At 71.0% G+C, this 13712-nt stretch carries 16 protein-coding genes; 14 read left to right on the top strand and 2 right to left on the bottom strand.

The annotated features are described in order from the left end of the window. Window positions 1–106: 106 nt before the first annotated feature. Window positions 107–1126, bottom strand: coding sequence for a TerC family protein (locus ACZZ97_RS04240; RefSeq protein WP_463472368.1), 1020 nt, complete (start codon window positions 1124–1126; stop codon window positions 107–109). A gap of 250 nt (window positions 1127–1376) precedes the next feature. On the opposite strand from ACZZ97_RS04240, the gene ftsY reads away from it, so the two are divergent. Continuing rightward, window positions 1377–2246, top strand: coding sequence for a signal recognition particle-docking protein FtsY (gene ftsY / locus ACZZ97_RS04245; RefSeq protein WP_314102190.1), 870 nt, complete (start codon window positions 1377–1379; stop codon window positions 2244–2246). Between the two features lie 43 nt (window positions 2247–2289). Further along, complete coding sequence (gene ffh, locus ACZZ97_RS04250; protein WP_463472369.1) at window positions 2290–3855, top strand: signal recognition particle protein; 1566 nt, start codon at window positions 2290–2292, stop codon at window positions 3853–3855. Between the two features lie 70 nt (window positions 3856–3925). Here the strand turns inward: ffh and ACZZ97_RS04255 are convergent, their stop codons facing one another. Beyond that, window positions 3926–5071 carry a glutamate--cysteine ligase gene (locus ACZZ97_RS04255; protein WP_314102192.1) on the bottom strand — a complete coding sequence of 382 codons (1146 nt, stop codon included), beginning with the start codon at window positions 5069–5071 and terminating at the stop codon, window positions 3926–3928. 252 nt (window positions 5072–5323) lie between these two features. On the opposite strand from ACZZ97_RS04255, the gene rpsP reads away from it, so the two are divergent. The 12 genes from rpsP (at window position 5324) to dprA (ending at window position 13635) form a co-directional block, all read left to right on the top strand. Beyond that, window positions 5324–5746 carry a 30S ribosomal protein S16 gene (gene rpsP / locus ACZZ97_RS04260; RefSeq protein WP_133737737.1) on the top strand — a complete coding sequence of 141 codons (423 nt, stop codon included), beginning with the start codon at window positions 5324–5326 and terminating at the stop codon, window positions 5744–5746. A 3-nt stretch (window positions 5747–5749) separates the two neighbouring features. Then, complete coding sequence (locus ACZZ97_RS04265; protein WP_123546439.1) at window positions 5750–5986, top strand: RNA-binding protein; 237 nt, start codon at window positions 5750–5752, stop codon at window positions 5984–5986. 3 nt (window positions 5987–5989) lie between these two features. Then, window positions 5990–6667: a ribosome maturation factor RimM gene (gene rimM, locus ACZZ97_RS04270; protein WP_463472370.1), complete on the top strand. Its 678-nt coding sequence runs from the start codon at window positions 5990–5992 to the stop codon at window positions 6665–6667. 10 nt (window positions 6668–6677) lie between these two features. Continuing rightward, window positions 6678–7370 (top strand): tRNA (guanosine(37)-N1)-methyltransferase TrmD, encoded by a 693-nt coding sequence (trmD, locus tag ACZZ97_RS04275; RefSeq protein WP_463472371.1) that lies wholly within the window; start codon window positions 6678–6680, stop codon window positions 7368–7370. 74 nt (window positions 7371–7444) lie between these two features. After that, a complete protein-coding gene (locus ACZZ97_RS04280) occupies window positions 7445–8014 on the top strand; it encodes a hypothetical protein (protein WP_314102195.1) in 570 nt (189 codons plus the stop codon). Window positions 8015–8201: 187 nt separating this feature from the next. Next, window positions 8202–8549, top strand: a complete 348-nt coding sequence (gene rplS, locus ACZZ97_RS04285) for a 50S ribosomal protein L19 (protein WP_043596315.1) — start codon at window positions 8202–8204, stop codon at window positions 8547–8549. A 64-nt stretch (window positions 8550–8613) separates the two neighbouring features. Continuing rightward, entirely contained in the window at window positions 8614–9366 is a 753-nt protein-coding gene (gene lepB / locus ACZZ97_RS04290; RefSeq protein ID WP_399540198.1) for a signal peptidase I, read from the top strand. After that, complete coding sequence (locus ACZZ97_RS04295) at window positions 9366–10001, top strand: ribonuclease HII (protein WP_194612493.1); 636 nt, start codon at window positions 9366–9368, stop codon at window positions 9999–10001. The genes lepB and ACZZ97_RS04295 overlap by 1 nt, the downstream gene beginning before the upstream one ends. A 69-nt stretch (window positions 10002–10070) precedes the next feature. Beyond that, window positions 10071–10394 carry a DUF2469 domain-containing protein gene (locus ACZZ97_RS04300; protein ID WP_123546435.1) on the top strand — a complete coding sequence of 108 codons (324 nt, stop codon included), beginning with the start codon at window positions 10071–10073 and terminating at the stop codon, window positions 10392–10394. Between the two features lie 105 nt (window positions 10395–10499). Then, entirely contained in the window at window positions 10500–10862 is a 363-nt protein-coding gene (locus ACZZ97_RS04305; protein ID WP_463472372.1) for a YraN family protein, read from the top strand. Continuing rightward, window positions 10859–12388 (top strand): YifB family Mg chelatase-like AAA ATPase, encoded by a 1530-nt coding sequence (locus ACZZ97_RS04310; protein WP_463472373.1) that lies wholly within the window; start codon window positions 10859–10861, stop codon window positions 12386–12388. The genes ACZZ97_RS04305 and ACZZ97_RS04310 overlap by 4 nt, the downstream gene beginning before the upstream one ends. Beyond that, on the top strand, window positions 12385–13635 hold the full coding sequence (gene dprA, locus ACZZ97_RS04315; protein WP_463472374.1) for a DNA-processing protein DprA: 1251 nt from the start codon (window positions 12385–12387) through the stop codon (window positions 13633–13635). Before ACZZ97_RS04310 ends, dprA begins: the two co-directional genes overlap by 4 nt. The last annotated feature ends 77 nt before the right edge of the window (window positions 13636–13712 follow it).

The following is a 13712-nucleotide window of genomic DNA, read 5'->3' on the forward strand; positions in this document are numbered from 1 at the left end:
GGTGGTGCGGTGCCGCTGTCGTGCGGTGGTGCGGTGTGGTTGTCCTGCAGCGGAGCCGAGGAGGCGGTGCGCACGTCCCGTGGACGCGCGCACCGCCTTCTGCGCCCTAGCGCTCGTCGGCCTCGGCCTCGGCGGTCGTCGCGGGCAGCTTGTTCGGGATGCCGTCCCGCTTCGTCTTGCGGAGGCTGAGGACCGTCGCGACGGCGATGGTCAGCAGGATGAAGCCGAGCGAGAACCAGATCGGGATCTCGGGGATCCACTCGATCGGCTGGCCGCCGTTGATGAACGGCACCTCGTTGACGTGCAGGGCGTGGAACACGAGCTTCACGCCGATGAAGGCGAGGATGACCGCGAGGCCCTGGGCCAGGTAGACGAGTCGCTCGAGCAGGCCCGAGATCAGGAAGTACAGCTGGCGGAGGCCGAGCAGCGAGAAGGCGTTGGCGGTGAAGACGATGTACGCCTCCTGCGTCAGGCCGAAGATCGCGGGGATCGAGTCGAGCGCGAACAACACGTCGGTGAGGCCGATGGCGAGCATCACCAGGAACAGCGGCGTGAAGAGGCGCTTGCCGTTCACCTTGGTCGTCAGGCGGTCCTCGTCGTAGTCGTCCGACGTCGGGACGATGCGGCGCAGCGTGCGGATGAGCTTGCTGTCCGCCTGGTCGCCCTCGTCGTGGCCGCCGCGGACCTGGCTGTAGGCGAGCCAGAAGAGCAGGGCGCCGAAGAGGTAGAAGACCCACGAGAAGTTGTCGATGATCGCGACGCCGGCGGCGATGAAGAGGCCACGCGAGATCAGGGCGATCGCGATGCCGACGAGCAGCACCTTCTGCTGATAGATCCGCGGCACCGCGAAGCTCGTCATGATGATCAGGAAGACGAAGAGGTTGTCGACCGAGAGCGCCTTCTCGGTGATCCAGCCGGCGAAGTACTCGCCGCCGTAGGTCCAGTTCGAGAAGACGCCGACGCCGACGCCGAACAGGATCGCGATGCCGATGTAGACGATCGACCAGAAGGCCGACTCGCGGATGGTGGGCTCGTGCGGGGTCTTGACGTGGCTGTAGAAGTCGAAGATCAACAACCCGAGGATTCCGGCGATGGTGATCGCCCAGGTGAGGAAGTGGACGTCCATGGTGTACCTCCAGTACGCGACGGGTACTGAAGGTCTCTTCCGCCCAGACGGCCGTCCAGCTCAGCTGGACGTTCGAGGACCGGCGCACCGGGTCGAGATCGGTCTCTTCCGTATTGACGATGGCACCGCGAGGGAGTACTCCCCTTCAACCCGCTGAGCTTACATCCACTGCAACGGTCCGGGCGGTCGTCGGCCCGAGAACGAGTCCGCGCGGCCCGTGCTGTCCGTGCGGCTCGTTAGGCTGTGGCCCATGGCTTCCCCCTGGTCCCTCTCCGGTGCCCTCCGCGGCATGTTCGCGAAGAAGACGATCGACGACACCACCTGGGACGAGCTCGAGGAGGCGCTGATCGGCGCCGACTTCGGTCCCGACGTCACCGAGCAGGTCGTCGACGACCTGCGCGAGAAGGTGCAGCGCTACGCGACGACCGACCCGGCCGACCTGAAGCGCATGCTGCGCGAGACCCTCGAGGAGCGGCTGTCGGTGCTCGACTCGACGCTCAAGCTCAGCGCCCGTCCTGCCGTCGTGCTCATGGTCGGGGTCAACGGCGTCGGCAAGACGACCACGATCGGCAAGTTCGCCAAGTTCCTGCGCAACTTCGACCGGTCCGTGGTCGTGGGCGCGGCCGACACCTTCCGGGCCGCCGCGGTCGAGCAGGTGGCGACCTGGGCCGAGCGCGCGGGCGCGCAGATCGTCCGGCCACAGCAGCCGGGTCAGGACCCTGCCTCGGTCGCGTTCCAGACGGTCGAGTACGCGATGCGCGAGGGCGTCGAGATCGTCCTGATCGACACCGCCGGCCGCCTGCAGACCAAGTCCGGCCTGATGGACGAGCTCGGCAAGATCAAGCGCGTCGTCGAGAAGCAGACCGAGATCGCCGAGGTGCTGCTCGTGCTCGACGCGACGACCGGCCAGAACGGCCTGGCCCAGGCTCAGGCCTTCATCGAGCACGCCGGCGTCACGGGGCTCGTCCTCACGAAGCTGGACGGCTCGGCCCGCGGCGGGTTCGTCCTCGCCGTGCAGGAGCAGACCGGCATCCCGATCAAGCTCGTCGGCCAGGGCGAGGGCATCGCCGACCTCACGGGCTTCACGCCCCACGTGTTCGTCCAGAACCTGATCGGCTAGTCCGCAGGGCACCGGTCTCGCGGTCCGTTAAGCTGAGGCCACCATGGCCACATTCGGAACCCTCTCTGACCGCCTCGCGGACACGTTCAAGAACCTCCGCAACAAGGGCAAGCTCACGCCCGCCGACGTCGACGGCACCGTCCGGGAGATCCGGCGCGCCCTGCTCGACGCCGACGTCGCGTTCGAGGTCGTCAAGGCGTTCACCACCAAGATCCGCGACCGCGCCCTGGGCGACGAGGTGAACAAGGCCCTCAACCCGGCGCAGCAGGTCGTCCAGATCGTCAACGAGGAGCTCATCGAGATCCTCGGCGGGCAGCAGCGCCGCCTCGAGTTCGCGAAGAACCCGCCGACCGTCATCATGCTCGCCGGCCTCCAGGGCGCGGGCAAGACGACCCTGGCCGGCAAGCTCGCCAAGTGGCTCGCGAAGGACGGCCACACGCCGTTGCTCGTGGCCTGTGACCTGCAGCGCCCCAACGCGGTGCAGCAGCTCCAGGTCGTGGGCGAGCAGGCGGGTGCCGCCGTGTTCGCCCCCGAGCCGGGCAACGGGGTCGGCGACCCCGTCAAGGTTGCTAAGCAGGCCATCAAGTTCGCCCGCGACAAGGTCTACGACACGGTCATCGTCGACACCGCGGGCCGTCTCGGCGTCGACGCCGAGCTGATGAAGCAGGCCGCGAACATCCGCAAGGCGATCGATCCCGACGAGGTGCTCTTCGTCATCGACGCCATGATCGGCCAGGACGCGGTCGCGACGGCCAAGGCCTTCCAGGCGGGCGTCGACTTCACGGGCGTCGTGCTGTCGAAGCTCGACGGCGATGCGCGGGGCGGCGCGGCGCTGAGCGTCGCCTCGGTCACCGGTCGGCCGATCATGTTCGCCTCGACGGGCGAGACGCTCGACGCGTTCGAGCCGTTCCACCCCGACCGCATGGCGAGCCGCATCCTCGACCTCGGCGACATCCTCTCCCTGATCGAGCAGGCGCAGGGCGCCTTCGACGAAGAAGAGGCCAGGGCCGTCGCGGAGAAGATCGCGACCGACAACTTCACCCTCGACGACTTCCTGAAGCAGATGCAGCAGCTGCGCAAGATGGGGTCGATCAAGGGCATGCTCGGCATGCTCCCCGGCGCCAAGGGCATGCGCGAGCAGCTCGAGAACTTCGACGAGCGCGAGATCGTGCGCACCGAGGCGATCATCCAGTCGATGACCCCTCAGGAGAGGGCGCTGCCGAAGCTGCTGAACGGTTCTCGCCGTCTGCGCATCGCGCGCGGCTCGGGCATGACCGTCACCGACGTGAACCAGCTCGTGCAGCGCTTCGAGCAGGCCTCGAAGATGATGAAGACCGTCGCCAAGGGCGGCGTGCCGCAGGTTCCCGGCATGGGCCCGATCCCCGGCGCGTCCTACGGCGGCAAGAAGCAGCAGCCGAAGAAGAAGGGCTCCAAGGCCGGCAACCCCGCCAAGCGCGCCGCGCAGAACGCGGCCCTGGCGTCGGGCGGGTCGGCAGGCGCCGCGGGCGGCTCGGCGGGCGGCTCGGGCTTCGGCCTCGGCGGCGGCGCCGGCAAGGCGCCCACCGAAGAAGAGCTGGCGTCGCTGCAGAAGATGCTCGGCCGCGGCTAGCGGCCCGTCAGGGGCGCAGGCCCTCGAGAGCGCAGGAGGCGCGGGTCGGCCGACCCGCGCCTCCTGCTGTTCACGAAGCGGGCGCGATCCCCTCACGGAGCTCGCGCACGAGCGACGCGACGACCGGTCGCAGGTCGCCCCCGTGCTGTGCGGAGACGGTGAGCTGGCGCTGGTAGCTCGCGCCGCGCTCGATGATCGTGTCCACCCCGCGGAGCTGGTCGAGGCAGCCGAGGCGCTCGGCGACGGGCTCGAGGTCGACGAGCAGGTCGCGGAGGTCGTCGGTCACCAGGCGCTCGTCGCCCGCGGCGTCGAGGATGACGATCGCGTCCATGCCGTAGCGGGCCGCCCGCCACTTGTTCTCGCGGACGAACCAGGGCTGCATCTGGGCGGGCTCGTGCCCCTGGTCGAGCTTGGTCGACATGTCGTCGACGAGGCACTGGACGAGGGCGGCCATCGCCCCCACCTCCTCGAACGTGGAGATCCCGTCGAAGACGCGCGTCTCGAGGGTGCCCCACTTCGGCGACGGGCGGATGTCCCAGCGCAGCTCGCTGTGGTCGTCGATGACCCCGGTGTGGGTCATGTCGGCGACCATCTCCTCGTAGTTCGCCCAGGCGCCGAACTGAGGGGGGAGGCCCGCGGTGGGCAGCTGTTGGAACATCAGGGCGCGGTTCGAGGCGTAGCCCGTCTCCTCGCCCACCCAGAACGGGCTCGACGCCGTGAGCGCCTGGAAGTGGGGCAGCCAGGTGAGCAGGCCGTTGAGGACGGGCAGCACCTTGTCGCGGGAGTCGATGCCGACGTGCACGTGGACGCCCCAGATCATCATCTGGCGGCCCCACCACCGGGTCCGGTCGATGAGCGTCGCGTACCGTTCCTTGTCAGGGGTGACGTCCTGGTCGGCGTACCGGCTGAACGGGTGCGTGCCCGCGCACATCAGGTCGGCGCCGAGCAGGTCGGCGCTCGACTGGACGTGGTCGATCGTCGAGCGGAGGTCGTCGACGGCGTCGGAGACCCGCCGGTGCACGCCCGTCACGACCTCGACGGTGTTGGTGAGCAGCTCGCCCGTGAGGCGCTCGGGCCCGTCGTCGTTGAGGTGGGCGAGGTCGGCCAGCACGGCCGGGGCGTACGGCGCGAGCTCGCCGCTGCCCTGGTCGACGAGGGCGAGTTCCCACTCGACGCCGAGGGTCGACGGCTCGGAGCTCGTGAAGTCGATGCGCATGGTGCCTGCTCTCTCGCCGGGGGTGCGGGTCCTCGGCTGCACCATCCTGGCAGCCGCACGCGGTCGGGGTCCGCCGACACGATCTCGAGGGATTGGCAGATCGGCAGTCCGGTCTGCAACAATGGTGGGTCGAGTCTTCGGTCGTCCGACCCTCTAATCAGGTGACCGCCAGACCTCATAGAGCTTTCGAGCCGAGTGTGCCCCCACGCTCACGGCTAGCAACTCGCCCACATCACATCACACAGGAGAATTGTGGCTGTCAAGATCCGTCTCAAGCGCATGGGCAAGATCCGTGCTCCGTACTACCGCATCGTCGTCGCCGACTCGCGCACCAAGCGCGACGGTCGTGTCATCGAGGAGATCGGCAAGTACCACCCCACCGAGGAGCCCTCGTTCATCGAGGTCGACTCCGAGCGTGCGCAGTACTGGCTCGGCGTGGGCGCCCAGCCCTCCGAGCAGGTCGCCGCCATCCTCAAGCTCACGGGCGACTGGGGCCGTTTCAAGGGCGACGCCGACGCTGTCAGCACCGTCAAGACCAAGGCTCCGAAAGAGTCCTTCGTCGCCGACGAGAAGAAGAAGCCCGTGCTCGTGCCGAAGTCGGAGAAGCCCGCCAAGGCCGAGCCCGCCGAGGCCCCGGCCGAGGCTGCTGACGACGCCGAGACCACCGAGGCGTAGTCAGTGCTCGCACCTGCACTCGAACACCTCGTCCGGGGGATCGTCGATCACCCGGACGAGGTGCAGGTCGTCGAGTCGTCGTCGCCCCGCGGCGACGTGCTCGAGGTGCACGTCCACCCCGACGACCTCGGGCGTGTGATCGGCCGTTCCGGCCGGACCGCCAAGGCCCTGCGCACGCTCGTGACGGCGATCGCCGACGGCAAGCGCGTCCGGGTCGACGTCGTCGACAGCGACTCCTGAGCCGTGGCGCCCACCGACAAGACCCAGCTCCGCGTGGGGCGGCTCACCAAGGCCCACGGCCTGAAGGGCGCGCTCAAGCTCGAGCTGTTCACCGACACCCCCGAGCAGCGCTTCACGCCCGGCGCGTCGTTCACCCTGCAGGTCCCCGAGACCAGTGAGTGGAGCGGCAAGACCCTCACCCTGGGCGAGCTCCGGTGGTACAACGGCCACCCCGTGGGCTTCTTCGAGGGCGTCGACGACCGCACCGCGGCCGAGTCCCTCGTCAAGGCGATCCTCTGGGTCGACCAGGATCTCGACGAGCTCCCCGACGAGGACGACGCGTGGTACCACCACCAGCTCGTCGGCCTCCGGGTCGAGCGCGACGGCGTCGTCGTCGGCACGGTGGCGCGCGTCGACCACCTGCCCGCACAGGATCTGCTGGCCGTCGAGACGGAGCACGGCGAGGTCCTCGTGCCCTTCGTCAGCGCTCTCGTGCCCTCGGTCGACATCGAGGCGGGGGTCGTCACCGTGACGCCGCCTCCCGGGCTCTTCGAGGAGCTCGCGGACGACACGGTCGAGGCCGACACGGTCGACGGCGACACGGCCGACACCGCCGACGGTGACACGGCTGACGCCGGGGCCGAGGCCGAGCCGGCGTCGCGCGATTCCGACGACGCAACACGTCCCGCCGACGAGAACTGACGGCGACGCGGTGCGCATCGACATCGTGTCGATCTTCCCGGAGTTCTTCTCCGTGCTCGACATCTCGCTCCTCGGCAAGGCCCGGCAGCAGGGCCTCCTCGACGTCGCGGTGCACGACCTCCGCGACTTCACCCACGACCGGCACCGCACCGTCGACGACACCCCGTACGGCGGCGGCGCCGGCATGGTGATGAAGCCCGAGCCGTGGGGCGAGGCGCTCGACCACGTGCTCGGCGACGCCGGCGACCCGGCGACGACGACGGTCATCGTCCCGTCGCCGGCGGGCACGCCCTTCACCCAGGCGCTGGCGCGCGAGCTCGCCGCCGTGCCGCACCTCGTCTTCACCTGCGGGCGCTACGAGGGCATCGACCAGAGGGTCGTCGAGCACGCGGCGACACGGGTCACCGTGCGCGAGATCAGCCTCGGGGACTACGTCCTCAACGGGGGAGAAGTGGCCGTGACCGCCATGATCGAGGCCGTCGGCCGTCTCGTCCCCGGGGTCGTCGGCAACCCCGAGAGCCTCACGGAGGAGAGCCACGAGGGCGGCCTGCTCGAGTACCCCAGCTACACGAAGCCCGCCTCGTGGCGCGGGCTCGACGTGCCGCCCGTCCTGATGGGCGGCAACCACGGTGCGATCGCCTCGTGGCGTCACGAGCAGCAGGTCGAGCGGACCCGGCGGGTGCGGCCCGACCTGCTCCACTGAGCACGGCGCCTCCTCGGCCGCGCCTCGCCCGGCTTCGCAGCCAGTTCTCCGCCGGGCGCCCGTAGCCTCGTCGCATGGCGATCCGTCGAGTCCTGTACCGCCTCCTCTGGCCTGCCGTCTTCGTGCTGCCCCTGTGGGTGCTCTTCGGACGGGCCTTCTTCGGCGTCCCGCTGGGGCTGCAGGTCCTCGGGCAGCTCGTGCTGGTGCCGCTGCTCTTCGTCGGCCAGGCGATCGCCGCGGGCGTCGTCATCGCTCGCCGCAGCGTCCGTGACGACCGAGCCGTGTCCTGGGTCGACGCCGGTCTGCTGGCCCTCACGTGGGCGGCTCAGCTCGCCCTCGGCTTCTTCCTCGTCGACGGGTCCGCCGCCTCCTCGGCGTCGTCGGCGTTCACCCGTGTCGTGCCCGGTGGCGACCTCGACCTGTCGAGCGCGCTCTTCGGGTTGTCGGCCGTCGTGACCGTGGCTGGGGGCCTCGGCCTCCTCGCGGCCGCCGTGTGGCAGTTCCTGGCGGAGGCGCGGCGCCGGGTCGCGGCTTCGCTGGCCGACCTCGACCGGGTCGCCACGGCAGCCAGGGTCGACGCCCGCGCCGCAGGGCTCGCCTCCGGCGACTCCGACCGGGTCATCCGCATCACGCCGCGGGAGTAGCGCCGGCGCCGTACCGCCTGCGGTGGCGTCGGGGCGCGCAGCTGTGGCATCATTGACCCTTGTGCCTGGGCACGACTCTGCCTCAGGGGAGTCTGCCTCTCCAGAGCACGTCTTCTTCATCACCAGATGGTGGGCAACCCACCACGAACGGCAGTCGACCTGTGGCGGCTGCAGAGAGCGAACGACTATGCACATCCTCGACGCGGTTGACTCCGCCAACCTCCGCTCGGACGTCCCCGACTTCCGTGCCGGCGACACCGTCAAGGTGCACGTGAACATCATCGAGGGCACGCGCTCGCGCGTCCAGGTCTTCCAGGGCGTCGTCATCGGCAAGCAGAACGAGGGCATCCGCGAGACCTTCACGGTCCGCAAGGTCAGCTTCCAGGTCGGCGTCGAGCGCACCTTCCCGGTCCACTCGCCGGTCATCGACCACATCGAGGTCGTCAGCCGCGGCGCCGTCCGTCGCGCCAAGCTGTACTACCTCCGCGAGCTCCGCGGCAAGAAGGCCAAGATCAAGGAGAAGCGCGACAACTGACCCGTCGCACGATCTTCACCGAGCTCCCCGCCCTGTACGATGGCGGGGAGCTCGGGCGGTTAAATTGACGAATGCATCCCTGCGGCGCCGTCTGCGCCGCCCCCGTCGTGACGATGACCGCAAGCGCGGCATCGGCACGTTCCTGCGCGACGTGGTGGTCATCTTCCTCGCCGCGCTCCTCATCTCGTTCCTGATCAAGACGTTCCTGATCCGGTCGTTCTACATCCCGAGCGGGTCCATGGAGGACACGCTGCAGATCAACGACCGCATCATCGTCAACGAGCTCGTCCCCGACCTCGTCGACGTGAAGCGCGGCGACGTCGTCGTCTTCACCGATCCCGGCGGCTGGCTCGAGGGCACGGCCCCCGTCGCCCCCGCCTCGGGCGGCCCGGTCTCCGACGGTCTCTCGTGGTTCCTCACCCAGGTGGGCCTCGGCGCGCAGGACAGCAACGACCACCTGATCAAGCGGGTCATCGGGTTGCCGGGCGACACGGTCGAGTGCTGCAACGACTACGGACAGTTGTCGGTCAACGGCGTGCCGATCGAAGAGCCGTACGTGAAGTTCCCTCCGGGCGAGACGCGGGTGTCCGGCGACGACTTCTCCGTCACGGTGCCCGAGGGGTCCCTCTGGGTGATGGGCGACAACCGCTACAACTCGAAAGACAGCAGGTACAACCGCGAGACGCCGAGCCAGGGCTTCGTCCCGATGTCCGACGTCGTGGGCCGGGCCTTCGTGATCAGCTGGCCGTCGACGCGGTGGACGTGGCTCGGCGACTACCCCGACGTCTTCCGCGGCACCGAGCGCGACGGCGAGTGATGGCCGTCGTCGATCCCACCCTCGACGTCGAGCGCGAGCTGCACGCCCGCGGTGCCACCTGGGTGATCGGCTGCGACGAGGTCGGCCGCGGCGCCATCGCGGGCCCCGTCGCCGTCGGCCTCAGCGCCGTCCACGCCGAGTGCGGCGAGATGCCCCTCGGCCTGCGCGACAGCAAGCTGCTCAGCGAGAAGCGTCGTGAGGCGCTCTACCCCGTCGCCACGGGGTGGGTGCAGGCGCACGCGGTCGGGCTGGCCGAGGCGCACGAGGTCGACCGGATCGGCATCGTCGCCGCCCTCGGCCTCGCCGGTCGGCGTGCGCTGACGGCCCTGCACGAGGCGGGCGTGGGCATCATGAGCTCCGTCGTCGTCCTCGACGGGAACCACGACTACCTGTCCCCGGCACTGACGACGGTGCCCCGCATCACGACGCGGGTCAAGGCCGACCGTGACTGCGCCTCCGTCGCCGCCGCCTCCGTCATCGCCAAGGTCCACCGCGACCGCATGATGATCGAGGCCGACGAGGTGCACCCCGGCTACGGCTGGGCAGGCAACAAGGGCTACGGCTCGGGGGCCCACTACGCGGCCCTCGGCGAGCTCGGGCCGTCGCCCCTGCACCGGCTCACCTGGCTGCACTGAGACTCGACCGGCTGCCCTGCGTCGTCCTCGGCGTGCTGCTCGTCCGCAGCCGCGTAGGATGTCTTCTCGATGGACGAGGACGAGTTCGAAGACTACGACCGTGAGGTCGAGCTCGCGTTGTACCGCGAGTACCGGGACGTGGTGTCGCAGTTCCGCTACGTCGTCGAGACGGAGCGGCGCTTCTACCTGGCCAACGAGGTCGATCTCGTGCGCCGCGACACCGAGCACGACTTCTACTTCGAGCTGACGATGACCGACGTCTGGGTGTGGGACGTCTACCGCTCCGACCGCTTCGTGAAGTCGGTCCGCGTGCTCACGTTCAAGGACGTGAACGTCGAGGAGCTCACGGCGCGCGACCTCGAGTTGCCCAAGGAACTCGCACTCGACGAGTAGTTCGTCCCTCCCCGACTTCTCGAAGCGGGGCGCCCGTCCCCAGGGCTCCGTCCGCGACCTGCGACCTCGACCCCACCTCCGGCACAGTCCGTGCAGGAGGTCGAGATGGCGAAGAAGGACGAGACAGGTCGGCACGGCGAGGTGCTCGCGGCCCGGTGGCTCGCTGACCATGGGCTGACCGTGGTCGAGCTGAACTGGCGGTGCCGCGAGGGCGAGATCGACGTCGTGGCGCTCGACGGCGACGAGGTCGTGTTCGTGGAGGTGAAGACGCGCCGCGGCATCGGCTGGGGCCATCCCCTCGAGGCGGTGACGCCCGTGAAGCTGGCCCGGCTGAGGCGACTGGCCGGGGCGTGGCTCGAGGCGCACCCCGGCACGGGCAGGCGGGTGCGCATCGACGTCGTCGGCGTCGTCCTCGGCCGCACCCCGGCCGACGACGCGATCTCGCACGTGCGGGGAGCCGGCGCGTGAGCGTCGGTCGCACGAGGGCCGTGTCCCTGCTCGGGCTCGAGGGTGCGCTCGTCGAGGTCGAGGCGGACATCGGCCCTGGCCTGCCGGCCTTCGTCATCATCGGGCTCCCCGACGCCTCGCTCGGCGAGGCTCGTGACCGCGTGCGGGCGGCGGCCAGCAACGCCGGGTGCGCCCTCCCGGCGCGCAAGCTGACGGCCAACCTGTCGCCGGCGTCGCTGCCGAAGCACGGCTCGTCGTTCGACCTGGCCATCGCCATGGCGGCACTCGCGGCGTCGGGCCTCGTGTCGGCGCAGTCGGTGGAGGCGGCAGTCCATCTCGGTGAGCTCGGGCTCGACGGTCGTGTCCGGCCGGTCGACGGCGTGCTGCCTGCCGTCCTCGCTGCCCGTCGGGCGGGCGTGCGTACCGTCGTCGTGCCCGCGGACGCGGTCGACGAGGCGTCGTTGGTGCCGGGCGTCACCGTGGTCGGGGTCGCGAGCCTGCGCGAGGCGGCCATCCGGCACGGCGCCGACCTCGCCCCCGAGCTGGTCGACGCGATCCGCAGGCCGCGGGTCGACGACCCTCGGCGGCAGGACATCGACCTCGGCGACGTCATCGGCAACTCCGACGCCGTGGAGGCGTTGGTCGTCGCCGCGGCCGGCGGCCACCACCTGCTCATGGTGGGCCCGCCGGGGGCAGGCAAGAGCATGCTCGCCGCGCGTCTGCCGGGCCTCCTGCCCGACCTCGACGTCGACGAGGCACTCGAGGTCAGCTCTGTCCGCTCGTTGTCCGGCAGACCCGTCGACGGCGAGCTCGAGCGACGTCCGCCCTTCGAGGATCCCCACCACACGTCGAGCGCCGCGGCCATGGTCGGCGGCGGCAGCAGCGTGATCCGCCCGGGCGCCGTGACCCGGGCGAGCCGGGGCGTGCTCTTCCTCGACGAGGCCCCCGAGTTCTCGCAGTCCGTCCTCGACTGCCTCCGCCAGCCCCTCGAGTCCGGGCAGGTGGTGATCCACCGGTCCCGTGCCGTCGCTCGGTTCCCGGCCCGGTTCCAGCTGGTGGCCGCCGCGAACCCGTGCCCGTGCGGTCAGCACGGCACCCGGGACGGCGACTGCGTCTGCACGCCGATCCAGCGGCGGCGCTACCACGCCAAGCTCTCGGGTCCGCTCGTCGACAGGATCGACATCCAGCTGCAGGTCGCCCGCATCAGCTCGGCGCAGTTCCGCCTCGCCGAGACGGCCGAGGTCGTCACGACGGCGACGGCGCGGGCACGGGTGGAGGAGGCGCGGCGTCGGTCTGCCGCTCGGCTCGCCGACACCCCGTGGCGGCTCACCGCCGAGGTCTCGGGCACCTGGCTGCGGTCCCCGGGCCGCCGCCTCCCGCTGTCCGCGACCCGACCGATCGACCGCGCCCTCGAGTCGGGTGCCCTGACCATGAGGGGCTACGACCGCGTGCTGAAGGTCGCGTGGACGCTCGCCGACCTCGACGGGGCAGACGTGCCGGGCCACGGACACGTCGCTTGGGCGCTCGGCCTGCGGAGGTCGTTGTGAACGCGCTGCTCTCGGCCAGCACGGCCGACCTCGTCGACCTCGCCGCCGGGGTGCGGGCCGACGAGCCGTCCCGGTGCGACCCCGTCGACGCGTTCGGGCTCGCGGCCTGGAGCGGCGTCGCCTCCGACGGCGACGCCGCGGCGGGCGCCTGCCGCAGGGCCCTGGGCCCGGCCGTGTCGCTCCGGCTGGTGCTCGAGTCGCTCGCGGCGCGGCGCTCCGAGCTCGACCCCGGAGTCCTCGGGGCCCGGATGGTCGAGGCCGGCGTGCCCGACGTCGACCGCCTCGAGCTGCACCGGGCTCTGAGCCGGTGGGCGCCACGGGTCGAGGCCGCGACGGTCCGTGGCTGGTTCCGGGCCGCGGCGGCCCTGAGCGTGCGCGTCGTGGTGCCGGGCGACGCGTCGTGGCCGTCGGGCCTCGACGACCTCGGTGACCACGCACCCGCCGCCCTGTGGCTGCGTGGCGGCGGACGGCTGCCCGAGAGGCGGACCGGCGTGGCCCTCGTCGGCGCGAGGGCGGCGACGTCCTACGGGGAGCAGGTCGCCGCCGACCTGTCGAGCGGGCTCTCCGACCGCGGGCTCGTCGTGGTCTCGGGCGGCGCGTACGGCGTGGACGGCATGGCGCACCGAGCCGCCGTCGCGTCGGGTGCCGGCACGGTGGCCGTGATGGCGGGCGGCGTCGACCGCTTCTACCCGACAGGGCACGACGACCTGCTCCGTGCCGTCCTGCGCGACGGCCTCATGGTCTCCGAGTCGCCGTGCGGCACCATGCCCCACCGGTTCCGGTTCCTCAGCCGGAACAGGCTGATCGCCGCCCTCAGCGCCGCGGCCGTCGTCGTCGAGGCCGGTCGGCGCTCGGGATCGCTCAACACGGCCGGCCACGCGACCGCGCTGGGGCGTCCCGTCGGGGCCGTGCCGGGGCCGGTCACGTCGCCGCTCTCGGCCGGTTGCCACGCGCTGCTCCGGTCCGGCCTCGCGACGTGCGTCACGGGGCCGGCCGACGTCGTCGAGCTCGTGGGCGGTGAGGACGACCTCGTCGAGCAGGCCTGGCAGGCCGAGCAGCCCGTCGACGTCGGCCGAGTGCAGGACGCGCTCAGTACGCGGGTCGAGCGCAGCACGGACGAGGTCGCCGCCGCCTCCGGCCTCTCGGTCGCGACGGTACGGACCCTCCTGGCCGAGATGGAGGCGGACGATCTGGTGGAGCGACGGCCTGCCGGGTGGCGCCGTCGTCCCGCCCCTCGACGTGGGTAGCCTGGCCCCGTGCGAGCGACGAACGGCGGCGGGTCCGGGGCGCAGGAGACGACCGGGGACTCCCGCGACGGGTGGGT

The sequence above is a fragment of the Frigoribacterium sp. AC512 genome, assembly GCF_979258295.1.